This window comes from Aliiroseovarius salicola (genome assembly GCF_027891095.1).
GTDB lineage: Bacteria > Pseudomonadota > Alphaproteobacteria > Rhodobacterales > Rhodobacteraceae > Aliiroseovarius > Aliiroseovarius salicola.
Map to the genome: position 1 here is coordinate 1 of NZ_JAQIIO010000004.1, position 24,385 is coordinate 24,385.

Here is a 24,385-nt window from a genome sequence, read left to right on the forward strand (position 1 = left end):
AATAACCGTCATTGCCCGGTCTCCGTTTCATTTGTGTTTACGAGTGCGGCCAAGGCGTCTTTGATTATAACGGCAGTGGCGCTTGCGATCATGTGTTGTTGCAGTTGGTTGCCAATCAGATCGTTTCGGTACTCGAGCATGACATTTGGCCAATCCTTTGGAATCGCGTGGTGCTTCAAGGTGTGGGTTACTCCGTCTTCCGGTCCGTAGGGGGCGTTTCTGCGAGTGTCCAACGCTGTGTGTTGACCTGCGCAATCCAGCATTTTGTCCGCCAGGCGGGTGTCCCTGTCATGAAGGATACCCAATTGCACCGCGCGGGGTTTGCCGTGGAAGGTCGATGTGAAGCTGTGCAATGTCACCAGCACACCCGAGACGCGCTGGTCCATGAGGGCCGATAGGGCGGTCTCAAACGGGCGATACACTGTGTCGACGCGTTCCTGACGCGCCTCAGGAGTGAGATTCCGGTTGCCCGGCACCTCATAAATTTCCGAAACCTCGCGAATAGCCGCTTCCGAGGAGGGAGGCCGATTGCAGTCATAGACCAGCCGCGACACGGTCGATGCGACCAGTGGTGCATCAAGGAGCTCTGACAGTTTTCGTGCGAGACCAAAAGCCCCCGGATCCCAGGCCGCATGGCTGACCGCTGCTTCTTCCGACAGTCCCAACCCGCCATAGCGGGCCGGAATATGGTTCGAGGCATGTTCGCAGACAAGGACAACTGGCGAGGTACCCTTGTCGTTAAAAACCATGACAGACGTGTCATCCATCAGACTTTCACCCGTTCCATCTTGGGATCGAAGAGCGGAGCAAGTGTAACGTTGCATGGTACACGGATTGTGGCGACCTCAAGCTCATATTCTCCGCTCAGGACATAGTCACGGTCCACCCCGTCATCGCAGCGAACGTAACCCATGGCGATGGATTTTCCGATCGCGTGACCGTAGCCCGCCGAGCTGACATAGCCGACTCGTTCACCATTGCGATAGATCGTCTCTCGGCCCGACAGGATGACGTCGCCATCGGTGGTAAAGGTGGCCAGCATCTTCTTCATGCCGGTCTGGCGCTGTTCGGCAACGGCTTCGCGTCCCTTGAAGGGGATGTTCTTTTTCATCTTCACGGCCCAGCCCAGACCGGCTTCGTCCGGCGTGTGGTCCGTGCCGATGTCCGACGGCCACGCACGATAGCCTTTTTCAAGCCGCATGGTTTCAATCGCGCGGTAGCCCGCGTTGGTCAATCCATGCTCGGCCCCTGCCTTATGCAGGGCATCATAGACGGTGGTGGCATATTCGACCGGGAGGTGCAGCTCCCAGCCAAGCTCACCGACATAGGTGACGCGCAATGCGTTGACCGGGCAGCCCGCGATGCCAATGGTCTTGGCGGTGCCAAACGGGAACCCCTCGTTTGACACGTCATCGCGCGTGACCTTCTCAAGGATTTTGCGAGCATTTGGCCCCATTAGCGATAGCACCGCATAAGAAGAGGTCACGTCAAACAGCTGCGCATTCATGTCGGCTGGGATGTTCTTGGAAATCCAGTCGAAGTCATGCGTGGCATAGCCGGTGCCGGTGACGATGTAATACTCATCTTCAGCGACGCGCACACAGGTCAGGTCACATTCGATCCCCGCATTGTCGTTGAGCATCTGAGTGTAGACCAGCGAGCCCACCGGCTTGGCCACATCATTGGCCGCAATCCAGCTGAGAGCGGCCTCGGCATCCGGGCCTTTCAGGGCAAACTTGGCAAAGCTGGTTTGGTCAAACAGCACCGCCGCTTCGCGACCTGCATTGTGTTCGCGGCCGACGGGGATGTGCCAGTTGGGGCGTTCAAACGTGAAGATGTCACGCTGTTCTTCGCCATTTGCCGTGTCCGCGTACCAGTTGGGCCGTTCCCAGCCAAGTTTCTCTCCGAACACGGCACCATCCGCCTGAAGCGTGTCGTAAAGCGGTGATTTGCGGCAGGGACGGCCACTGTCATGTTCTTCCGAGGGCCAGGCCATGGTGTAGTGTTTGCCATAGGCTTCGATCGTGCGGGTGCGGATCCAGTCGTCGTCAAAGTGCGGGCGACCAAAGCGGCGGATGTCGACCGGCCAAAGATCGAAGGGCGGCTCACCCTTGGCAACCCATTCCGCCAGCGCCATCCCGGCGCCACCGCCGGCTGCGATGCCATAGGCATTGAAGCCAGCACCAACAAAGAAGTTCTTCAGCTCGGGCGCCTCCCCCAGGATGAAATTCCCATCCGGTGTGAAGCTTTCGGGGCCGTTCACCAGCTCTTTGACCCCGGCATTTTCCAGCGCAGGGACGCGTCCCAGAGAGAGCTCCATCAGCTGTTCAAAGTGGTCAAAGTTACTGTCAAGCAGCGTGTAGTGGAACCCTTGCGGAATGCCGGATGTGGCCCAGGGGATCGGGTTTGGCTCATAGCCCCCCATCACCAGACCTCCGACCTCTTCCTTGTAGTAGGTCAAGCGATCAGGGTCGCGCAGTGTCGGTAGGTTCGATGGCACGCCCTCGATTTGCTCGGTCACCATGTACTGGTGCTCCATCGGCACCAGCGGGACATTCACCCCAACTGACTTGGCAAAAGTGCGAGTCCACTGGCCACAACAGGCGATCACGATGGGCGTGTTGATACGGCCTTTTTCAGTCTCGACCCCTTTGATGACGCCCTTTTCGATATCAACCGAAGTGACCTTGGTGTCTTCGAAAATCCGGGCCCCTGCCATGCGGGCCCCCTTGGCAAGCGCCTGTGTGATGTCAGAGGGGTTGGCCTGACCGTCGGTAGGCAGATAGGCTGCACCGATCACATCGTCGATGGTCATGAGCGGCCACAGTTCCTGCGCCTCTTTCGGGGTCAAGAGCTGCATGTCCAGCCCGAAGGAATGCGCGGTGGTGGCTTGTCGCTTGACCTCAGTCCAGCGTTCTTCGTTACAGGCCAGGCGCAATCCGCCGTTCATCTTCCAGCCGGTTCCCAGCCCGGTTTCCTCCTCCAAGGTGTTGTAGAGATCCACCGAGTACCCAAGCAGCTGAGTGATGTTGGCGTTTGAACGCAGCTGCCCGACCAGGCCAGCCGCATGGAAAGTTGTGCCCGAGGTTAATTTCTTGCGTTCAACAAGAACAACGTCCCACCCCAATTTGGCCAGATGATAGGCCGTCGAGCAGCCAACGATTCCGCCGCCTACGATGACGGCCTGTGCGGTTTTGGGAAAGTCGCTCATGATGTTCCTCTTTGGGATTGATAGTCGGAAAGGGCCTGCTGGTAGCGGGCAAGGTTGTCTGCCGTGTAGGCGGCATAGTCGAAGTCGATCTCCGAAGTGATTTCGGACACCATGCTCCACATGGTTTCGCGCAGCAGCGAGGCGCATTTCATGGCGCCATAGCTCTGCATCAACGCAGCATCTGGCGGGGTGCCAAAATAGGTCTGCAGCATCAGGTGTTCGGCTTCGGAGGGAAGCTCGCAATTGGTGGCGAGCCCACCCAGATCGAACAGCGGGGAATTAAACCCGCCATACTCCCAGTCGATCAGCCAGAACTGCTCGCTTCCGCGCAGGATGTTGGCGGGCAGCAAGTCATTGTGGCCCAGCACCAGTTGCACTGGTCCCACCGCCTGTTCTAGCGCGTCTGCGTCCTTCATAAGGGCATCCAATGCCCCGATATGTGACGATCCGTTTTGGCGCAGAAAGGCAGCGTAGTCGCGCAACACGTGGAAAACCCAGAAGGTCAGGACAGGCCCACGCACCGCAGGGGTCACTTCCTGGTGTGTCCGGTGGATCAGTCTCGTTACCTTTTGCAAGGTGTCGGCGTCATGCAGGTCGGTGGCCTCCAATGCCGGGGCCTCGACGAAATCTAGAACCAGGATGCCGGGCTCAGCATAATGCACTGCCGGGGCAATGCCGACCGAAGCCGCTGCTTGCGAGATTGCCAATTCGTTGAACCGCTTAACGCCGTGTTCAGGAATGTCTTCGCCAAAGCGAACGACATAAGCTTGCTCTCCATCTGTCACCTTGAGGTTGATGTTGGTGATGCCGCCACCCAGCTGTTCGATGCTGGGCTGCGCGCCACTCCAACATGGTAAGGCGCGTGCATACGCCATGGCTTTTTCGAGAGAGGACATCACTTCACCCCCAGTTTTTCTTGTGAATTGCGGGCCAGGGCGGCGACGATGCGGTCGGCGATGATGGCGATAAAGGCAACCGAGAGACCGGCAATGATGCCTTGCCCGGTGTTGGCCTTGGTCAGAGCGATATAGACTTCTTGCCCAAGATCACGCGTGCCGACCAAGGCGGTGATCACCAGCATCGACAGCGCCAGCATGATGGTCTGGTTTAGACCCAGCAGCAGCGATGGCGCGGCCAGCGGCAGTTTGATGCGCAGCAGGATCTGGCGCTCGGTGCAGCCAGACACCTTGCCAGCCTCAATCAGCTCCTGGTCAATCGAGCGGATGCCATGGGCGGCGTAGCGGACGGCGGGTGCGAGAGCATAGAGGACCACCGCGATCATGGCCGAGAAGTCGCCGACCCGGAACAGCATGACAACCGGGATCAGGTAGACGAAACTCGGAAGAGTTTGCAGCGTGTCGATCATCGCACCGATGACGCTGTTGGCCCGGTTGCTTTGGCCAGCCCAAATCCCAAGGGGAATGCCGATGGCGCTGGCAATTAGAACCGAAACCGACACAAGGTAGACGGTGATCATCGCTTTGGCCCAGAGGCCATTGGCCGCAATGAAGAGGGTCATTGCTGCCGACATCAGGCCGAACTTCCATCCCCCGACACGTCCAGCTGCCAAGCCCACGACGATCACACCCCAAGCCCAGGGAATACCCGAGAAGAAGCGCTTTACCGGCAGTAGCAGAGTGGTCAGGAAGAAGGTTTTGATCGCCTCGAAGAAATCGAAGAATGTGACGTTGATCCACTCCATCATCGCGGTCCAAATGGACCCGGTGGTGATGGTTAGACTTTCCGGAAGCAGGCGAAAGCCCGGGAGGTAGATGCCCAGCAATGTGCTGATCACGATCAGAGCGACACTGGTGCTGATCAGCGGGTGGCGTTGGTAGATTGGTTGCGCAGGATCCGGGCGCGGGCGAACGCGACGAATGGCGAAGGCCTGGCTGACACGGTCGAGCGCGATGGCCATGACAACAATCGCCAGCCCAGCCTCAATCCCACCGCCAATGTCCAGACGGCGCAGCGACGTGAGAACATCATAGCCTAGCCCGCCCGCACCGATCATCGAAGCGATGATCACCATATTCAGGGTCAGCATGATGACCTGATTGACACCCACCATCAGCGAGGGCAGCGCGGTGGGGACCATGACTTTCCACATCTGCTGATGGGGTTTGCAGCCAACCATGCGCCCTGCTTCCTTGACCTCCTCAGGGACCGATTGCAACGCGACGGTGGCAATGCGCACCATCGGCGGCATGGCGTAGATCACCGTGGCCACAAGCGCCGAGACAGGACCGAAACCGAACAGGAACAGAATGGGCACCAGATAAGCAAAGACCGGAACCGTCTGCATGAGATCGAGGATCGGGCGCAGTGCTTTCTCCACCCATGGGTGACGATAAGACAAGATGCCCAACAAAAGCCCGCCGGTCACGCCAATCGGCACTGCGATTAGCACGGATGCCAGCGTGACCATGGCACTTTCCCACTGTCCGAATATGGCGAGATAGGCGAAACACAGGGCAGCCAGCATGGCCAGTCCGGCATTGCGGGCATAAAGCGCAATCACTGCCATGGTGCCAATGATGGCGATCCAGCTGATCGACGGGGCTACCTCGATGGCTTGTTGACCCTGTCCAACCGAGAACCCGTCAATCAGAAGAGAGCGCACGAATTGATAGGGCAGCTCGATCACGGCGGCGATGAACCGCGTAAGGTCGCGGAACGTGAAAAGCCCGAAATGAGCGTCTTCGACCAGCCAGGTCATTGCGCTGGAAATCCAGCTGTCCAGAGGCAGTTCATATTTCTTGGGAAAGCGAACGATCCAACGCGCATCCAGCGCCTTGTAAATCGCAAATGAGAACTGGGACAGCCCCCATGTGATTGCGAAGAGCCCAAGCCAGAACATACGCGGGCCTCGCAAACAGGATTTCAGAAAGCTGCTCATGCTGCTGTACGTCCGATCATGATGTCAACGGCTGCGCGCGCATCTATGGTGCCCACAGGTTTGCCATCTTCGTCGAGAACGCGGAAGGGCAGGTCGGCCTCATCCAGTTGGTGAACCGTATCGGCCACGGCCAGATGCCCGTCCAGGTCGCCTGCGTATTCGCCCTCGGGCACGCCCTTTGACATGATGGAGCTAAGCTTGATCACCTTGGCGCGCGGAATGTGGCGGGTGAATTCCTCGACATATGGTGTGGCCGGATTGAGCACCAGGTTCTCCGGCGTGTCGATCTGTTCGATACAGCCGTCCTTCATCACCGCGATGCGGTCTGCCAAGCGAATGGCTTCGTCGAAATCATGGGTGATGAAGACGATGGTTTTGTGCAGCATGGACTGCAAGCGCAGGAATTCATCCTGCATTTCGCGCCGGATCAAAGGGTCAAGCGCGGAAAACGGTTCATCAAGGAACCACAGATCGGGATCAGCCACTAGAGAGCGGGCAATGCCGACGCGCTGCTGCTGGCCGCCGGAAAGCTGGCGCGGATAATGGTCTTCGCGCCCTTTCAGGCCAACGGTTTCGATCATTTGACGTGCTCGGTCTTCGCGTTCGTTTTGGGACACGCCCTGAACTTCCAGGGGAAAAGCGGCGTTCTGCAAAACCGTCAGATGAGGAAGAAGCGCAAAATGCTGGAATACCATGCCCATCTTCTTGCGGCGCACATCGATCAGCTCTGCATTGCTCATCTTCAGCAGGTCACGGCCTTCGAAATTGATCTCGCCTGCGGTGGATTCCACCAGTCGTGACAGACAGCGCACAAGCGTTGATTTACCTGATCCGGACAGTCCCATGATCACGAAAATCTCGCCTTGAAAGACCTGTACATTGGCGTCGCGCACGGCACCCACCACATGAGAGGCCTCGAAATCTTTTGAAGTGGGCGCACCGTTGTGTTTCTTCAGAAAGGTCTCGGGGTGAGCGCCGAAGATCTTCCAGACACCACGGCATTCCAGCTTGACTGAACGCTCCATTGCTACCTCGGAATTGGGCTGGAACTGGCCCATGGGGGGGCCGTTCCTGCCGATAGGAAAGGGTATCACTGGCGCTTGGGCCAGGATGGATAGGGAGAAGGCGCAGGGAGAGAGGCACCTTCTCCAACTGGGGCTGATCTTACTTGATCCAGCTCGACCAAGCAGCTTCGTTGGCGGTCATCCATTCGGAGACAACGCTTTCGATCGAGACGCCTTCCAAATCGACCTTGCCCACAAGAGCCCCCATGGCGTCATTGTCGATATCAAAGGCCTTGATCGCGTCAGCTGCGCCCGGCCATTTGTCGGCAACACCCGACCATGCCACCTTCCAGATCGGACCGGTCGGCTTGCCGCAATCATAGGCCGCATCGGGGTTCATGCCGGCGGACGGATCGTTGTAGCACTCGACCGAATAGGGGGGGAATTCGACAAATTTGCCATCATATTTCGCGGTGGCCCAATGCGGTGAATAGATCCACAGCACAATTGGTGCCTCACGCTGATAGGCACTTTCGAGCTCCGCAAAAAGGGCCGCATCGGTGCCTGCATGAACCACTTCAAAGTCCATCCCAAGTGACTCAACGCGTTCATCATCAAAGCCACCCCAGGTGACGGGGCCGCCTAGGTAACGCCCCATGGGTGCCGTCTCAGGTGTCGAAAACTCCTGCGCACAATCATTCAGGGCTTTCCAGTCCGGCAGGCCGGGGCAGAGTTTTTCCATATAGGCCGGATACCACCATTCCTCGATGGCCTCCATGCCAGTGGGGCCCATATTGACCACCTTGCCGGTGCCGAACGCTTCGTCCATCGCCTCGCGGCCGGTGGTTTCCCAGATTTCCATTGCGATATGCAGGTCGCCTGATTTCAGGCCCGCGAACTGAGCGATATAGTCTGCCTGAACATACTCCACATTATAGCCGGCCTTTTTCAGGACTTCGCCCATAATGGTGGTTGTGATGATCTGTCCGGTCCAGTCGTGGGTGGTCAGTTTGATCGGATCAAGCGATTCAACTTCCGCCACGGCGCTGCTCGCCAACAGCGCGGTCATCAACGTGGCGGAATATGTTGTGAATTTCGTCATGGTCAGCCTCCCAGCTTTGTTTTTTGTGGGTTTTGCGTCTTCAGCGGTCTGAAAATGCGGAAACAAGGTGATGTTTCGGCATAAAGCGACAAAAATCAACATATAAATTTGGAAAATGTTGTAAAATGATAAAATAATGTGGAAATATTGTGGGAATAATGGTGGAATGCAGAGGGGGAGCGCCCTCATTTGTTGAATTGGAGTAGAATCATGGAACCGCGTGCAAATCACAGACAGAAGGTGATCTTGGACGAGTTGCGCCGCTCTGGTGGATCAATGCGGATCCACGCTTTGGCTCAGGCACTGGATGTGACAGAAGAAACCGTTCGTAGAAACCTCAAGTCACTTGCGGATGAAGGATTGGTTGATCGCATGCATGGTGGCGTGCGGATTGTAGAAAGCGACGCCGAAGCAGATTTCAATGCGCGATATCGGGACAATCCGGTCGCCAAACAGAAAATCGCCAGCCATGTGGCGCGCATGTTACCCAACGATGTGTCGCTGTTTCTCGATATCGGCAGCACGACGGCGCATATTGCCGACGCGCTGCGTGACCACCAGCGGCTGGTTGTGGTCACCAACTCTGTCTATGTCGCGTTCCGTTTGGCCACGCGCAATGGCAACCGTGTCTTTCTGGCAGGGGGGGAATTGCGTGGCCACGATGGTGGTGCTTTCGGGACCGATGCAATGGAGTTTGTGGCGAACTTCAATACGGATTTTGCCGTTCTGTCTTCAGCGGGGATCACATCAAAGGGTTTTTTCCTTTTCGATCTGGAAGAGGCACGCTTCTCGCGCTTGATCATGCAGCAGGCCGACACACGCATCATGGCCGCCGACTCCAGCAAGTTCGGAGGGGTGGCGCCCGTTGATATTGGACGGCCGTCACAGGTGGACTATCTGATCTGCGATCGGGAGCCGCCGCAAGACATCGCCTCAGCCGCAATGGCTGATTGGGGCACCAAAATCCAAATCGCCAAATAGGAGAGACCATGACCAACGCGATCAATGAGGTCAGCGATGTGGCAAAGCGCATCGCAATGCAAGCAAGTGCAATACCGATGTCCCATTTTCGGGCCCCTCTCAATATCACTGACAAGGCAGATGACAGCCCGGTCACGATTGCCGACCAGAAAACCGAAACCTTTATTCGCCATGCGCTTGAGTGCAGCTTTCCTGACCATGGGATTTTCGGCGAGGAATACGGTATCTCTGGTTCGCTTGAGGGGGAAACCTGGATCGTCGACCCGATTGACGGTACGCGGTCTTTTATCACCGGGTCGCCGTTGTTTGGCATGTTAATGGGGTATTTGGTCGAAGGCGAGCCGCGTCTAGGGCTGGTCAGAATGCCCGCGCTGAACGAGACATATGTGGGCGTGCCAGGGGTGGGAGCATCCTGCAATGACCTACCGATCCGATGCCGCGAAACGCAGGCGCTTGATGATGCGCTGGTGTATATCAACGAGGCAGAGCGGATCCAGAAGATGAATCCTGCCTTATTTACCCGGCTCTGTACCATCGGACACACCCGCCGGATGGCCTATGACTGTTATCCTCATGCCTTGGTGGCGTCCGGGCAGATCGATGCGGTCATCGATTGCGGGCTGGAGCCTTACGACTACTTGCCCTTGGTTGGGTTGGTCCACGCTGCAGGCGGGATTATCACCGATTGGGGCGGCAATGCGCTGACGCTAGAAAGCGATGGGCGTGTGGTCACCGCCGCGACTCCAGAATTGCATGCACAGGTGCTTTCGGTCCTGAACGACTGAGTGATATGGAAACACAAAAAAAGGGCCGGAGCGTTTGCTCCGGCCCTTTTCGTTTGTTTGTGCGGTATCAGCCGACTTTGACAGCAGCAACATGTGACGCGAATGCGTCGCTTTGCATCAGCGCCTTGCAGCGTTCGAACCGCGTGGTGGCATAGGCCCAGAAATTTTCGGCCGGATTATCATCCGCATGTTGAATGAGGCCCCAAAGGGTCCACAGCAGGTCGCACATTGCCTTGTAGATCACAACGCGGCCTTTCTCCTCTGCCGTGGGCGCGCGCCCAAAATAGCCGCGCAGAAGTTCGTCTTCTTGTGCTTCATCCATTTCCGCCTCAACCGACAGATCACCCACGTCCCAAAGCGGGTCATTCATGCCTGAATACTCCCAGTCGACGATCCACATGACGTCTCCGTCGTCCAGGAAATTCTCACACAAGGGATCGCAGTGGCAGGGGGCCAGCTTTGCGGGATTGGCGGCCAGGGCTTCCTTGACCGGTTCGGCTGCCTTGACCACTTCGGCATAGCCGTCTGGCAATTCGACATCTTTGGTCTCGAGGACTTCAAGATAATCATCAATCATTGCAAACAGCTCGAAACGGAACTCAAAAGTTTCACCCGAGTTGTGCAGTTTGGCAAGCGCGGTCCCCGCCCGCCACGGTGATCCGGAACGGGATTTGAACAGGGCAGGGGTCATGGTTTCGATCCCGTCGATGGCGCGCGTCACCATGTCTCCGGATCCTGCATCCGCAAAGAGAACTTCGGCAGAGATGCCCGCCCGCCAAGCAGCTTTGGAATTGGTCACTTCGATGGCTCGATCAATGTATTCATCCGTGCCTTCGCCAGGAATACGCACAATCACGCGTGCGTCCCGGGCTTCGACGAGATGTACCAAGTTGGTCAGCCCACCCAGGCGCGTGATCTTACATTCTGGCGGCGTGATGTCTTCGAACCCGGTGGTGTTTCGAAGCGTGGACAGGATGGTATCAGTATGTTCGTACATGTCGCCTCCTCACGACTTGAGTTTTTCATTCTGCGGATCAAATAGGGGGCCGTCGACCCTTTTGATTGGATGACGGTCCCCAAAGACTTCAACCTCGAAGCCGTCTTCGCAGCTGATGTCGGTGTCCAGATAACCAAAGATGATCGTCTGGCCGACCGAGTGGCCAAAGCCTGCACTTGTGGCTAGTGACACGGTTTCCCCGTTGCGCAGGATTGTTTCACCACCGTAGAGCGGCAGTTTGACCGGCGTGGTGAAGGTGCAAAGTTTTTGCGCAGGCCCCTCGGTTTTTTGCTGTTCCAGCACGTCGCGACCAATGAAATCACCACCGACCTTCAGGTGGACACGGAACCCAAGCCCCGCTTCGATTGGCGTATAGTCGGGAGAGATGTCACCTGACCAGTAGAGGTACCCTTTCTCAAGTCGCAACGTGTCGATGGCGCGATAACCGACGTCGCGAATATCATGCGGTTCGCCTGCAGCGCGCAGGGTTTGATAGACATGGGCGGCAAACTCTGTTGGGACATGCAGTTCCCAGCCCAGTTCGCCGACAAAGCCGATCCGCGCCGCCCGTACCGGGGCGCAGCCGATGGTGATGTTTTGGGCGGTGCCAAAGGGGAAAGCGGCGTTTGACACGTCCTGCTCGCAGATGGTCTGCAGCACGTCCCGTGCCTTGGGTCCACAAATGTTGACCACGGCGCGCCCAGAAGTGACCTCGATCATTTGAATGGAGCCGTCCTTGGGCATCTGGCGGCGAATGTAATCTTCGTCATGGGTGCCAAACCCGGACCCTGTGACCAGATAGAAATGATCACGCGCCAGACGGGTGATCGTTACATCGGCCTCTATTCCACCGGTTTCGTTGCAGAATTGTGCGTAGATCACCGTGCCATCAGGCTTGTCCATATTGCAGGCGGCCAGACGCTGGAGCAGGTCCAGCGCACCGGGGCCCATGATTTCGAACTTGGCAAAGCTGGACTGGTCGATCAGCGCAACGCCTTCACGCACGGCCTTATGTTCCTCGGCGGCATATTTATGCCAGCCTGGTTCAAGGAAATCGAGCTGGTCCACCGGCTCCACCCCTTCGGGGGCGAACCACAGGGGGCGCTCCCAGCCGTTTTTCGATCCGTAAACAGCGCCGCGGTGCTTGAGCAGCCCATGCAGCGGCGACAGGCGGATGTTGCGGGCGCTTTCATGTTCCTGCCCGGGGTAACGCATCTTGTAATGGTGGGCATAATGTTCCACAGCGCGGGGATACATGAAGCTCTTGGTGCCGTGATGCGGACCGAAACGGCGGCAATCAAGCGGCCAGAGATCCAGGCTTGGCCGTCCCTCGGTAATCCATTCAGCGATCATTTCTCCGGCACCACCACCGGCCGCAATCCCATACAGGAAGCCGGTAGCCATCATCAGGTTGTCAAAGCCGGGGGCCCAGCCCAGCACAAAATCCCCGTCTGCCGAATAGGGGATCGGGCCATTGATGACCGATCGGATGCCCACCTCGTTCAGCACCGGAGTCACCTCGGCGGCCAGTTCGGCCAGCGGTCCAAAACGATCGAGATTGTCTGGCAGAAGTTGGCGCACGAATTCGCCGGGGATGCCGTTGTCACCAAAAGGCAGGGTGCCTTCTTCGTAGCCACCAATCACCAGCCGCCCGCCTGCATCTGGTTTGTAGTAAACAAGGCGCTCGGGGTCTCGCAGGGTTGGCAGGCCTTTGACCAGTGCTTCGTCTGGAAGCGGTTCGGTCACAATATATTGGTGCTCAACAGCACAGGCAGGCACATGAATGCCCAGCTTTTCACCCAGTTCACGGCTCCACATCCCAGCAGCCATAACAATGGTCTCGGCCTCATAGTCGCCTTCGCTGGTCATCACCTTGGTGATGCGACCGTCCTTGATTTCGAAATCCAGAACTTTGACGCCTTGTCGGATCTGCGCGCCATATTTGCGTGCGCCCGCCGCAACAGCCTGGCACAGGCTGGCCGGGTCCACATGCCCGTCAGAGGGAATAAAGGCCGCGCCTTCCAGCCCGGAGGTGTCAATATATGGAAACAGCTCCTTGGCTTCGGCAGCTGTGATCATTTCCATTTCAAGATCAAAGCTCTTTGCCATGGTGGTTAGACGCTGGGCCTCAAGCAGGCGTTCCTTGGTGGCAGCCAGGCGCAAGCTGCCAACCTTTTTCCAGTCAAACGCCATGCCGGTTTCTTGTTCAAGCCGGTCATACATCGCCACCGAGCGTTTCAGCATGCGGGTGGTGTTACGCGATGAACGCAGCTGTCCAACAAGGCCGGCGGCATGCCAGGTGGCGCCTTCGGTCAGCGAGGCTTTCTCCAAAAGCACGACCTCTTTCTCACCATTGCGCGCAAGGTGATAGGCCGTAGAGCAACCGATGATACCTCCGCCAATGATGAGGTGTTTTGCAGAATGTGTGGTCATGTTCGGATCCTACCTGATGTCGGGAATAAATTGACACAAAAACAACAAAAAACAACAAAAAATGTTGAAAAATGTTGCAGCGGGGCCGAAATTGGGCCAAATTGCACGGAAAACCGCGGTTTTTCAGCTTCGATCCTGCCCGGATCACTGATGGATTACAGGAGTTATCAGATGCAGCAACCTGCTCATAACGCGTTTAGAATGGCGACATTCGCTGCGACGCCTGAGGTTCAAGAGGTGGTGATTCTTCTTAGTGAAGGTGCTGCGATGGCGGATTGCAGCGCAATCACGCAGCCCCTGAAAAGCGTCAATGACATCGTAGGCACTCAGCTCTTTCGCTGGCGGTTCCTGACCCTGAACGAGGGTGTTCAGAAGCTATCATGCGGTTCTGAGCTTGCCAGCGAAGCGCAAAACGGCCCTTTGCATCGGGACACATTGGTGTTTCTCAATTGGGACAGGCCATCGGAGCAGGAATCCGGCCGCTTGGCCCAGTGGTTGCGTCGACAAGACCGGTGCGGGAACAAATTTGTGCTTTTGGGGAGTTCAGTTTTGACTGCCATTGAGGCTGGTATCCTAAATGACATTCCAGTTGCAGTGCATTGGGAGTGGATTGATTTCGTCAGGGAGTTGTACCCCGAGGTGCGGGCTGTAGATCAGCTCTACTCCGTGTCCCCAAGGGTTTCCGCCAGCACATGTAGCGACGCCACCATCGATCTGGTAATCGGATTCATCGAAGCACAACATGGCACCAGCTTCGCGCGCAAGGTTCAAGAACGATTAAACCGCCCGTACCGGCGTCTTCCAAACACTTCGCAGAGCATTCCGCTGTCACGGAAATACGGCACTCGGAATCCGACTTTCCTTGCGGTGGTTGAGCGGATTCAGAACTGCTTTGATGAGAACCTATCCGTAGAGGAGCTTTGTCAGGAGTTTGATATTTCGAGGAGGCAGCTGGAGAGGCTGTTTGCAGATCGTGCCGGAACCTCTCCGTTGAAGTTCATAAAAGATTATCGGTTGGGAAAGGCGCAGCAATTGCTCCAGGTTACGGATATGAGCGTGATCGAAGTGGCAATCGCCTGTGGCTTTCCGACAGATGCCTGCTTTCGTGCGGCGTTCAAACGAAAGTTTGGAATGACCCCATCAAAGTTTGTCTGACGGTACAGACGCTTGCACCTCTCGTTGGTTTCTGGAATGAAAGTGTCATGGCGAAGTATGATCAAGAGATTTTAAATGCAGTCGGATTGCGCGGCACACTGAGTGTTGTTGAATTGTCTGAAATGCTAGGTGTTTCGGACCAAACAATTCGACGCATCGTCAAACCGTTGGTGGATGCGGGATTGATCAAAAAAGTGCATGGTGCAATCGTAAGTGTCGACAACCCGACGACAGAACCTTTTCAAGTCCGATTGCAGCACAATCGCGAAGCCAAGGCTCAAATTGCTTCGAAGATTGCCGAGTTGATCCCCGACGGGGCATCGGTAGCGATCGACGCAGGATCCAGCGCGGGATTTGTCGCCAAAGCGTTGCAGATAAGGAAAAACCTTACAGTCGTCACCAACTCGGCATTTGTCGCCAGTACCCTGTCTTTAAAGAAAGGGAACAAGGTTTTTTTTGCGGGGACGCAACTGCGAGACTACGATGGTGCTTCTTATGATCGAACGGCGTTCAACACCGTGGAATCGTTGCGTGTTGATTACTGCGTTCTGACCGCTTCACTCGTCCATCACAAGCGCGGTTTTCTAATGGCTGAACAAAGTGAAGCGGATATGGCGAAAGCAATGACAAGTATTGCTGAGCAGACAATCTTTGCCGTGGATCACTCCAAATTGGTTAAGAATGGCACGCAAGGGCTGTTGTCAATTGGTGAGCTGAGACCACAGCCGTGGATGATCACAGATGAGATCTCCCGGGGGGCTGGTGGTGATTTTGATGACATTGCCAATGTAATAGTGGTGTCTTGATTGGCACTGTAGGGCTGGCACACTCATAGATATCCTGCTTGAGATGGGCTCTCCTCTCGGTTCTGGAACTTTTACCTTTGCTCTCTGAGTTCGCTCTCATAGTCGCTTCGTGTTGCAGCCAACAACGGTCCAGCAATGGATTCTGTAGGCTTAAGCTCAGTGCAACAGCTTGGGCACTCAATAGTTGGCTCTTGCATCGGTGCCTCATAAGGGCTTGTAGCCAATTGCTAATCAGGCGTTTCAGACTCAAACCACCCAAAATGAGTGAGCAACCAATGGTGATGAAAAGTTATTCAAGGAAGGCCCATGATTGAAGGAGATTGGGTCGTGTCAGAGTGTGATCCGTTAAGGCGCTGACAATGCAAGCCTAGAAGTTTGAGATCGCGAGACCGCTCTCGCGCAAAGAAACTGGTAAAACTCTTCTTCGATATTTGGTGCCGTTATCTATCATTATGCCCAGTTTTTTGGGCGGGTTGGTGGTGGTTGGATTTGTTTATGTTGAGTAATATTGTTTTAAAGAAATGACTTAAAAGGAGGGGGTGGAGGCGAGTACCGGAATCGAACCGGTGTACACGGATTTGCAATCCATGGCGTGTGGGCATTTTCATTGAATAATTTGGGTAGAGAACAGCAGAACACATCAAAAACATTGCGCGAATGGGTAGAGCGTCATTCGCGCTTCTTCTGTGCGTCCTTAGCCCGCGCTTCCTGCCTCGCTCGCCCCGCATAGTGTCGCACCATTGCTGTCGTCGTGTGGCCCGTAACAGCCATCACTTCATCGTCAGATCCAGCCGCGCCAATCTCGCTGGCAACCGTGTGGCGGATAGCGTGAATGTCATGAGCTTCGGCCCCGATTTCTTTGCGTAGCTTCATCATCGCATCAGCCGCGCCGCGATAGGACCAAGGCGAGGTTTTGCGGTAGGCGGTCAGGATGGTTGTGCCTGATCGGTCTGCCAGTTTCAGGCACTCTTTCAGATCATCGGTCATCGGCAGCACAAGGGGTGCGCCTGTCTTGTTCTGGTTCACTTCGATGCTATCCCCGCGTATGTGGCCCCATTCTGCGCTGAGAACATCCCCAACACGTTGCCCGGTGCAGTACAGCATCTCGAACAACAGGCGCGTTCTGTCGCCGTGTGGGCGGGCGCTGCGAGCGGCTTGGATCATGTCTTTCGGCCAAGGCTTGCGGATCTGCTTTTGGTACTTCACCTCGCCCACGCCTTTTGCGGGGTTCCGTTTGATTTCTCCCACATCAATTCCGTATTCCATGAGGATCCGAAGCACTCTAACAAAATAGTTTGCATAATGTGGTGTTTGCGATTGGGCCAACTGGTCGCGCCACGCGATGACGTGCTTGCGTTCGATTGACTCTACTGCAACATCGCCAGCGTTGGTTTCCAGGCGGGAAAGATATTTCTGATAGTCGGTTTTTGTTCGGGGTTTCAGCCCGATAAACTTCTGAGACTTGAGATATGATGTGATCAGCCCTTTGACCATGAACGCTTTAGGCTCCGGGGCAACGCCATTTAGGATGCGCGTGTATTCAGCATAGAAGGCGGGCGTCAGATCTTGGTTCTGGAAACGCCTCGTCGGCCAGCCGCGCCGCTTGAAGTACAGCACGCCTTTCAGGCTCACGACATATTTCGGTGTCTCTTTTTTCATTCTGACATGTTCACAAGGTCAACAGGGTCAACATTGGCTTTCTCTTCCCGCGCGAAGTCAAGGCGAAATTCTTGGCCAAGCTGTTCCAGAAAAAGCAGCGCACAGGCACATGGGATAAGCCGGTGCTGGTCAACATCCCAGATGGGCCGTTTCGCCTGAAACTCTTTGGCGATCCGCACCTTGACGCAAACGGGTGTGACTTCGAACTCTTCGAAAAGCACTGGCAAGAATTGAGCGTTGAAAACCGAGTGTTTGGCGTCTGCATCGGTGATTGGTTCAACAACTGGCTGCGGGTTCTGTCACACCTCTGGAAGCATGAGGGCGACCCTGATGATGCCTGGGTGTTATTTGAATACCTGATGCACCAAAACGGCCACGCTCTGTTAGGGGCTTGCTCAGGCAATCACGACGATTGGACGCACGGGCCTGTTGACCCGATTGATATGCTGATGAAGCAGCACGGCGTTGTTTATCGTCAAGGCGCTGTGAGGCTCTTTGTGGAGGCTGGTGGCAAGGGGCCAATCCAGATTGCGCTTCGGCACAAGTGGAAGGGCCATTCCATGTATTCCCCGGCCCACGGGCTGCGCAGGGCTGCGGCAGAAGGCTGGCACGATCATATCATGGTCGGAGGTCACACGCACGTTGATGAGGACCGGCACTATATCCAGCCGCGCTCCGGCTTCATGTCCCACCTGTTCCAACTCTCTGCCTTCAAGAAGTTTGACGACTTCGCAGACGTTCACGGGTTCAAGCCACACTCGATTTCGCCCGTGCGGGATCTGGTCATTCAGCCCGACAAGGACGACAGCGACCCCGATAAGGTGATGGCGTTCTATTCTTCAGAAGAGGCGGCGCGCTACTTCAATGCCCTATGAAGCCGCAGTCATTTTCAAGGTGTATCAGGGCAGGTTCTGCATCTGGCGGGGCCGTGAGCTTGTTGCCTCCTTTGGTGCAGAGGATGTTCCTTATCTCATGCGAGAGCTTTTGAAGCTGTTAATCGAAGCCAAGAAATAATCCCCCGCCCCCTATCCGACTGTTTGGCGGACACCTTTAGCAAGTGACCGGCCTGGACGTTTAGTTAGGATGCCGGAAATTGCTTTCCGCGCCGGGTTCTCAAACACCCAATAGACAAGCGCCGACAAAGCGATGGTGCAGATAAAACCGGGCAGTACCATCCAGACCCGACCGATTTCCATAAAATCTGCAAGGTCGCACGAAGCTCGCAGGACAGGGATGTGAAGCAGATAAATCCCAAACGACCAGTCTCCCAGCTTTAAGCAGGCTTTGCTTCCTAGGATTTTTGCTTCGTTTGCGTTTCTCACCAGAGCGGTCGCCACTATGAACGCCATTGTCACCTGAGCAAGCGGAGAGCGATATATCACATGGTTCGCCAAGCTGTCCGAGATCAGGGCGAACGATGCGGCAATAGGGAGCAGAGCAACCGCTGCGGGGGCAAATAGGGAAAGTGATTTGGGGATCTGGTGTTGGAGATGTGCGATAATCATCCCCAAAATGAAGACCTGCAAGTTACCGAAAACAGACAATCGCGATAGCGGTGGCAGGTAGAAAAAGGCAATATAAGCCCCTACCAGAATTGCTAATCTCGCATATACACTGACCCGCGCGGTAAACAGCCAAAACACCATAAACAACAGGTAGAACTTCATCTCCACCACAATTGTCCAAAAGACAAATTTCCCGTCCTGTAGAGAAAGGTGCGAGAAGATATCCCCAAATGAGAGTTCATAGAACTGCGTCACACCGAAGGACGTAGAAGCCACCGCCGAGATCACAACCACTAGACTGAAAAGCGGATAGATGCGCGCGAACCGGGCAACGACAAAGCGCCACATTGTTCTGATCGAGACTTTCTTCGGCAGGTAGATCGACGCCATCAGATAGCCACTCAGCACGAAAAACAGCATGACCCCGATAGATCCCAAGCCGTAGAAAGGGAGCTTTGGCAGCATCCCATAAAGCGCCATATGAGCGATCACCACCGAACAAGCGGCAATTCCGCGCAATCCCGCAAGCGTAGGTTTAAATTCCATCTAAATTCAATTCTGAATAAACAACCATCAACTATATATTGGCATTTTGCTATCAAAAATCAATTACCCCCGTGTCGGCTTACCGATGCGGGGGCTTTTTTCGTTTGTGGGGCATGCCGACTCGCTGAAAGACAGAACAGGAACGGAACGGGAATGGGTAGAAAATGAGTAGAGATTAAAATCTACCCAGAATCAAAGTCGCGTAAGTGCTTGAAATTGTTGGAGGCGAGTACCGGAATCGAACCGGTGTACACGGATTTGCAATCCGCTGCGTCACCACTCCGCCAACTCGCCATCCGTGGTGTTCGGCTTCTTTAGCGCTGAATTCCGAGGAGGTCCAGAGGGGATCTTCTTGTTCTGGTACAAAGTTTCGATTTTTCCCTTACGGGTGAAAGGTTGCGTATTTAATACCTTCCGTGCGTCACTTAATCCCTTGTGGGATTGCCCGCATATTCTATCTATGGCAATACGGACGTGATATTTCAGACAAGAAGGCTCAACCATGACCGACTTTGCCGCTCGCCGCACAATGATGGTGGACACGCAGGTGCGCCCCTCGGATGTGACCAAATTTCCGATCATTGATGCAATGCTTTCTGTACCGCGCGAGAATTTTGTACCAGAAGCGAAACGTGAAGCCGCTTACATGGGGGAAAATATCGACCTTGGTGGCGGTCGTGTTGTGCTGGAGCCTCGAACCCTTGCCAAGATGCTCGACGCATTGGATATCCAACCGGATGAAATGGTGCTCGATCTGGGATGCGGCCTGGGATACAGCGCGGCTGTTCTTGCCCGACTTGCGGACTTTGTCGTTGCTATTGAAAGCGATGAAGCAATGGCAAGCGATGCTCAGACCGGGCTGTCAGAATTCGGGGCGGACAATGTTGCAGTTGTCCAGGGGGAACCCGCAGAAGGAAACGCAAAAAACGGCCCATATGATGTGATCGTTGCGCAAGGTGCGGTAGAGCAGGTGCCGGATGCACTGCTTGAACAATTGAAGGAAGGTGGTCGGATGGCGGCCATTTTTTCCGACGGAAAACTGGGCACCGTTCGTATTGGTTACAAGATTGATGGGACCGTGGTCTGGCGCCATTCGTTTAACGCCGGCGCGCCCATCTTGGCTGGATTCGAAGCTTCGCGCGCATTTGTTCTCTAATTGATCTGAGGCATAAGGCGACGAGAACAACAAAAGTGGATATTGATATGAATTTCAAAAGGAATTTCGCTGGGATCGTTTCTGCTACGTTGATGGCCATGTCATCACCTGCTGGAGCTGAAAGTTTAGGTGACGCGCTGGCGTCGGCTTACAAGCACAGCGGCCTTTTGAAGCAAAATCAAGCGGTACTGCGCGCCGCCGATGAAGATGTTGCGATCGCTCTGTCCGGGTTGCGCCCTACAATTGACTACTCGCTGTCTCACTCTTGGAGAGATGTGGATGGCGCAGGACCAGCCGTCGATACGCGGGTGAATTCTGCCAGTTTGACAGCCTCCATGCTGCTTTACAATTTTGGCCGCACTCAGTTGGGGATTCAGGCCTCAAAAGAAGTGGTAATGGCCACAAGGGACACGCTGGTAGGTATTGAACAGACCATTCTTTTGCGTGCAGTTCGGGCGTTTTTGGATGTCCGTTCCACAAATGAAAACGCTGCATTGCAGGCCAATTCCGTGCGCGTCCTGGCACAGGAACTACGGGCCGCTCAGGATCGGTTTGAAGTGGGTGAGGTAACGCAGACCGATGTGGCGATTGCACGTGCCCGTCTGGCGTCAGCACGCGCAAACCAAGTGACTGCGCAGGGCGAGTTGGAAATCGCCCGCGAAGAATATCGCGCTGCCGTCGGGCACCTTCCGAAGAGCTTCCCCAATACCCCGGGGCTGCCGAAAACAGCAAATTCTCTGGCGGCTGCCAAATCGGTGGCACGTGATCGCCATCCTGATATTCAAGCAGCCCAGCACCGGGTGAATGCAGCTGATCTTGGGGTGGAAGTTGCCAAAAAGGCGATGCTACCTTCGCTTGTCGGATCCGCTCAGACCTCGTTTACCGATACCATCGGAGACAGCACCGGAGGCAGCTTTAACAATCAGATTGGAGTGACACTGCGGGGAGAGTTCTATGCTGGTGGGCGTCGGTCAGCGGAATACCGCAAATCGATTGCACAGGCGGAACAAGCCCGAGCTGCGCTTGATCTTGCCCGCATTACTGTTGATCAAAATGTCGCTGACGCCTGGTCGAAAATGTCGATAGCTGCGGCACGGCTTGAAGCATCAGAACGCCAGATTCGCGCAAGCCGTGTGGCGCTGCGTGGGGCACGGGAAGAGGCCACATTGGGATCTCGTACGACGCTTGATGTTCTGAATGCCGAGCAAGAGCTTTTGAACGCGGAAGCTTCGCGTATTACCTCCCAATCCGACCGTTTCCTGGCGGCCTATTCGCTTTTGGCTGCGATGGGTCTTTTGACCGCAGAGCATCTGAAGCTTGGCGTCGCTTCCTACGATGTTGACGCCTATTATAATGCAGTGCGCAACGCACCGGTACGCCAGGTCAGCCCGCAGGGAGAAAAGCTGGATGCGATCATTTCGATCTTGGGGAAGAACTGAACGCTCTGTTGTGAGAATCAGGGTCGCCTTGTAGACTGAACATGTAATTCCAGCACAGTTTGGAAAAAATCAGCAGTTTATAGCAGGTGGTCAGGCATGTCAGATCCGGTCAGCAACGCAGATATCGAGGATGTACTTTCTTCGATCCGGCTGCTTGTTTCTGAAAACGCCACCCCTCGTAAAGAAACGCCTGCAGTGACGGAAGTGTCAGCGGACAAAGAACCTGCGGACAAGGAAATAGCATCATCTGACAAATTGGTGCTTACGCCGGCGTTTCGTGTCCACGACACCCCCGCTCCAATTGATGAAGAAGTTATCAGCCAGACGTTGGATATAGAGGCCGTGGAGCACTCTGATCAGCAGCAGATCACTTCAGATGAGAGCTTGGGCGACGAGACCTTGAATGACGAGGCCTTGGATCAAGAGATCAAGGCCGCACAGAGTGAAGAATCTGACATTCCCCAATCTGAGAACAATGATCTGGTGTCCACGCCAGAGGAAGAAGGGGTGATGTTCCTGCACCGCCCGATTTCGCCCGAGGAAGAGCAGGTTGAAGAAGAGGAAACTCAAGACCTCTCGGGTCAAACATCTGAGCAAGAGATTGATGTCCCGTCAGAAGAAGAGCCCGCAGGTGGCGTTGAAGCAGGTGGCATTGAGAATGTAGAGGACATCCATCAGGACGCTCATGATGCGTTCGAAGATCCCACTGGTGAAATTGTGGAACCAGACTGGCCGCTTTCTCCCCCGATTGAAGAGACATCCGCAAAAGAGGTGCCATCGCTTGATCATCGTGTGGCAGAGCTTGAGGACGCGGTGAACAAAAGCATCTCTGAGTTCGAACCTGATCTGGGAGATGCCGTCGAAGACATTGGCCCCGGGATTTTCCTACACCACAGAGCGCCGACAGATCCCATGGAGCCTATCGATAACTCTGACACTCCGACCAACTGGCAAGAATTTGATGCTGAGGTCAAAGCGTTCATCGAAAATCCTGCTGACGAGAACAACGCAGAGGCAGCCCCAGCAGAGCAGGATAAGGACGAACCTATCCTCGATGAGGATGACGCTGTCGCTGTGATTGATGAGGAAATGCTGCGAGAGCTTGTGACGCGTCTGGTGCGTGAAGAACTGCAAGGCGAGGTTGGCGAGAAGATCACGCGCAATGTGCGCCGGCTTGTTCGTCGCGAGGTCGAACGTGCGCTGACACTCAAGTCTCTCGGTTAACCCTTATTTTGCAAGGCTGTAGAGAAGATCGAGGTCCAGATGGGTTTCGACATGATCTGCCAGCGCATCCAGCGTGTGTTCCACCTGCACATCATAGCCCGCATCCGTGACTGTCGCGCCCAATGAGCCAAGATAGTGGCGACGAAACCCGTCCGCGGAAAAAAGCCCATGCAGATAACAACCGCGCACGCGACCGGTAGAATTGATGGCCCCCTCACGGCGCTGATTGATCGACAACCAGGCTCGTGATGTGTCCGGTCCATCGGTCTGACCAAGATGGATCTCATACCCCTCAACCGGTTGCCCGCTGATCAGGTCTGTCGCCGACGTAAGTGCAAGGATTTTCTTTGGCTCAAGCCGCGTGACAACGTCGAGATGACCCAGGCCAGCAACCCGACCTGGCGCTCCTTCAATCCCGTCATCATCCCAGATCTCGCGCCCCAACATTTGATACCCGCCGCAGATCCCCAACACCTCTCCGCCACGTCTGATATGGGCGGACAGGTCGATATCCCAGCCATGGGACCGAAATTCCTCCAGATCTGAAATGGTCGATTTCGAGCCTGGAATTAGGATGAGATCGGCATCAAGGGGCAGGGGGCGACCGGGTTCGATGATTTCAACCGTCACATCTGGTTCGTTCACCAATGGATCAAGGTCGTCAAAATTTGCGATACGCCCAAGCTTTGGGACCACAATCTTGAAGCTGCCACCCTTACGCGTTGCAATATCGAGTACGTCTTCGGCGGGCAGATGCCAGGCATCGGCAAACCAGGGCAAAGTGCCCAGATCGGACCATCCCGTGCGGGTAGCAATCTCGGAAGCCCCCTCGGCAAAAAGGGTCACGTCACCACGGAACTTGTTCACGAGAAACGCCTTGATCCGATCTCGGTCTTCTGGTGGTAGCACCGCGTGGGTGCCGACCAGTTGGGCAATCACTCCACCCCGATCAATGTCGCCTGCCAGCACAACAGGCAGGTCAGCGGCGTCAGCAAAACCCATATTGGCAATGTCACCCTCACGCAGGTTGATTTCGGCAGGGCTGCCAGCACCTTCGATAAGAACCAGATCAACCTGAGATTTCAGCCTGTCGAAGCTTTCCAGAACCTTCGGCATCAGACTCGATTTCATCTTGCCATAGTCTCGGGCTTTGAGCGTGGTGAGCCGTTGGCCCTGAACGACAACCTGTGCCCCGGTATCGGTTTCGGGTTTCAGCAATACCGGATTCATATCCACCACTGGGTCCAAACCGCACGCCCGTGCCTGAAGCGCCTGCGCGCGACCAATTTCGCCACCGTCCACGGTGACGGCAGCATTGTTCGACATATTCTGTGGTTTGAAGGGCGCGACCTTCAGCCCGCGTTTCACGAAAGCCCGGGCAATCCCTGCGACCAGCATGGACTTTCCTACATTCGAGCCTGCGCCCTGGATCATAATTGATTTGCTCATGCATGATCCATACGGCGTTTGTCCCACTGTGCCC

At 55.4% G+C, this 24,385-nt stretch carries 19 protein-coding genes and 1 tRNA gene; 8 read left to right on the forward strand and 12 right to left on the reverse strand.

The features are described from left to right. Window positions 1-8 precede the first annotated feature (8 nt). The 6 genes from O2N63_RS08495 to O2N63_RS08520 all read right to left on the reverse strand — a co-directional run bounded on the left by O2N63_RS08495 (window position 9) and on the right by O2N63_RS08520 (window position 8,216). Window positions 9-767: an N-formylglutamate amidohydrolase gene (locus O2N63_RS08495; RefSeq protein ID WP_271053840.1), complete on the reverse strand. Its 759-nt coding sequence runs from the start codon at window positions 765-767 to the stop codon at window positions 9-11. Then, entirely contained in the window at window positions 767-3,211 is a 2,445-nt protein-coding gene (locus tag O2N63_RS08500; protein ID WP_271053841.1) for a GcvT family protein, read from the reverse strand. The genes O2N63_RS08495 and O2N63_RS08500 overlap by 1 nt, the downstream gene beginning before the upstream one ends. Then, window positions 3,208-4,086, reverse strand: a complete 879-nt coding sequence (locus O2N63_RS08505; protein ID WP_271053842.1) for a phosphotransferase — start codon at window positions 4,084-4,086, stop codon at window positions 3,208-3,210. The genes O2N63_RS08500 and O2N63_RS08505 overlap by 4 nt, the downstream gene beginning before the upstream one ends. 20 nt (window positions 4,087-4,106) lie before the next feature. Continuing rightward, window positions 4,107-6,110, reverse strand: coding sequence for an ABC transporter permease (locus tag O2N63_RS08510; protein WP_271053843.1), 2,004 nt, complete (start codon window positions 6,108-6,110; stop codon window positions 4,107-4,109). Then, window positions 6,107-7,168 carry a quaternary amine ABC transporter ATP-binding protein gene (locus O2N63_RS08515; RefSeq protein ID WP_271053844.1) on the reverse strand — a complete coding sequence of 354 codons (1,062 nt, stop codon included), beginning with the start codon at window positions 7,166-7,168 and terminating at the stop codon, window positions 6,107-6,109. Before O2N63_RS08515 ends, O2N63_RS08510 begins: the two co-directional genes overlap by 4 nt. 106 nt (window positions 7,169-7,274) lie before the next feature. Continuing rightward, window positions 7,275-8,216, reverse strand: a complete 942-nt coding sequence (locus tag O2N63_RS08520) for an ABC transporter substrate-binding protein (RefSeq protein ID WP_271053845.1) — start codon at window positions 8,214-8,216, stop codon at window positions 7,275-7,277. Window positions 8,217-8,426: 210 nt separating this feature from the next. Between O2N63_RS08520 and O2N63_RS08525 the strand changes: the two genes are divergently transcribed. Both O2N63_RS08525 and O2N63_RS08530 read left to right on the forward strand, forming a co-directional pair. Then, window positions 8,427-9,197 carry a DeoR/GlpR family DNA-binding transcription regulator gene (locus O2N63_RS08525; RefSeq protein ID WP_271053846.1) on the forward strand — a complete coding sequence of 257 codons (771 nt, stop codon included), beginning with the start codon at window positions 8,427-8,429 and terminating at the stop codon, window positions 9,195-9,197. A gap of 8 nt (window positions 9,198-9,205) precedes the next feature. Then, complete coding sequence (locus O2N63_RS08530) at window positions 9,206-9,982, forward strand: inositol monophosphatase family protein (RefSeq protein WP_271053847.1); 777 nt, start codon at window positions 9,206-9,208, stop codon at window positions 9,980-9,982. Between the two features lie 67 nt (window positions 9,983-10,049). Here the strand turns inward: O2N63_RS08530 and O2N63_RS08535 are convergent, their stop codons facing one another. Further along, window positions 10,050-10,979, reverse strand: a complete 930-nt coding sequence (locus tag O2N63_RS08535; protein WP_271053848.1) for a choline kinase family protein — start codon at window positions 10,977-10,979, stop codon at window positions 10,050-10,052. Window positions 10,980-10,988: 9 nt separating this feature from the next. Further along, entirely contained in the window at window positions 10,989-13,412 is a 2,424-nt protein-coding gene (locus O2N63_RS08540) for a GcvT family protein (RefSeq protein ID WP_271053849.1), read from the reverse strand. Window positions 13,413-13,442: 30 nt separating this feature from the next. Here O2N63_RS08540 and O2N63_RS08545 point away from each other — a divergent pair, with 30 nt between their 5' ends. Together O2N63_RS08545 and O2N63_RS08550 are read left to right on the forward strand one after the other, a co-directional pair. Further along, a complete protein-coding gene (locus O2N63_RS08545; RefSeq protein ID WP_271053850.1) occupies window positions 13,443-14,567 on the forward strand; it encodes a GlxA family transcriptional regulator in 1,125 nt (374 codons plus the stop codon). Window positions 14,568-14,614: 47 nt separating this feature from the next. Beyond that, the gene (locus tag O2N63_RS08550; RefSeq protein ID WP_271053851.1) at window positions 14,615-15,373 is read left to right on the forward strand and encodes a DeoR/GlpR family DNA-binding transcription regulator; all 759 of its coding nucleotides are present in this window, start codon (window positions 14,615-14,617) and stop codon (window positions 15,371-15,373) included. Window positions 15,374-16,042: 669 nt separating this feature from the next. On the opposite strand, the gene O2N63_RS08555 is transcribed toward O2N63_RS08550, so the two are convergent. Then, window positions 16,043-17,032 (reverse strand): tyrosine-type recombinase/integrase, encoded by a 990-nt coding sequence (locus O2N63_RS08555; protein WP_271053852.1) that lies wholly within the window; start codon window positions 17,030-17,032, stop codon window positions 16,043-16,045. A gap of 71 nt (window positions 17,033-17,103) precedes the next feature. Between O2N63_RS08555 and O2N63_RS08560 the strand changes: the two genes are divergently transcribed. Beyond that, complete coding sequence (locus O2N63_RS08560; protein WP_271053853.1) at window positions 17,104-17,907, forward strand: hypothetical protein; 804 nt, start codon at window positions 17,104-17,106, stop codon at window positions 17,905-17,907. Between the two features lie 150 nt (window positions 17,908-18,057). Here O2N63_RS08560 and O2N63_RS08565 read toward each other — a convergent pair whose 3' ends face one another. Together O2N63_RS08565 and O2N63_RS08570 are read right to left on the reverse strand one after the other, a co-directional pair. Continuing rightward, a complete protein-coding gene (locus tag O2N63_RS08565; protein ID WP_271053854.1) occupies window positions 18,058-19,083 on the reverse strand; it encodes an acyltransferase family protein in 1,026 nt (341 codons plus the stop codon). A 220-nt stretch (window positions 19,084-19,303) separates the two neighbouring features. Beyond that, window positions 19,304-19,377, reverse strand: a tRNA-Cys gene (locus O2N63_RS08570). Between the two features lie 208 nt (window positions 19,378-19,585). On the opposite strand from O2N63_RS08570, the gene O2N63_RS08575 reads away from it, so the two are divergent. From O2N63_RS08575 to O2N63_RS08585, 3 genes are all read left to right on the forward strand, one after another. Continuing rightward, entirely contained in the window at window positions 19,586-20,239 is a 654-nt protein-coding gene (locus O2N63_RS08575; protein ID WP_271053855.1) for a protein-L-isoaspartate O-methyltransferase family protein, read from the forward strand. A gap of 47 nt (window positions 20,240-20,286) precedes the next feature. Beyond that, the gene (locus O2N63_RS08580) at window positions 20,287-21,678 is read left to right on the forward strand and encodes a TolC family outer membrane protein (RefSeq protein WP_271053856.1); all 1,392 of its coding nucleotides are present in this window, start codon (window positions 20,287-20,289) and stop codon (window positions 21,676-21,678) included. Window positions 21,679-21,774: 96 nt separating this feature from the next. Next, the gene (locus O2N63_RS08585) at window positions 21,775-22,902 is read left to right on the forward strand and encodes a hypothetical protein (protein WP_271053857.1); all 1,128 of its coding nucleotides are present in this window, start codon (window positions 21,775-21,777) and stop codon (window positions 22,900-22,902) included. Between the two features lie 3 nt (window positions 22,903-22,905). Here O2N63_RS08585 and O2N63_RS08590 read toward each other — a convergent pair whose 3' ends face one another. Next, window positions 22,906-24,351, reverse strand: a complete 1,446-nt coding sequence (locus O2N63_RS08590) for a cobyric acid synthase (RefSeq protein WP_271053858.1) — start codon at window positions 24,349-24,351, stop codon at window positions 22,906-22,908. Window positions 24,352-24,385: the final 34 nt, after the last annotated feature.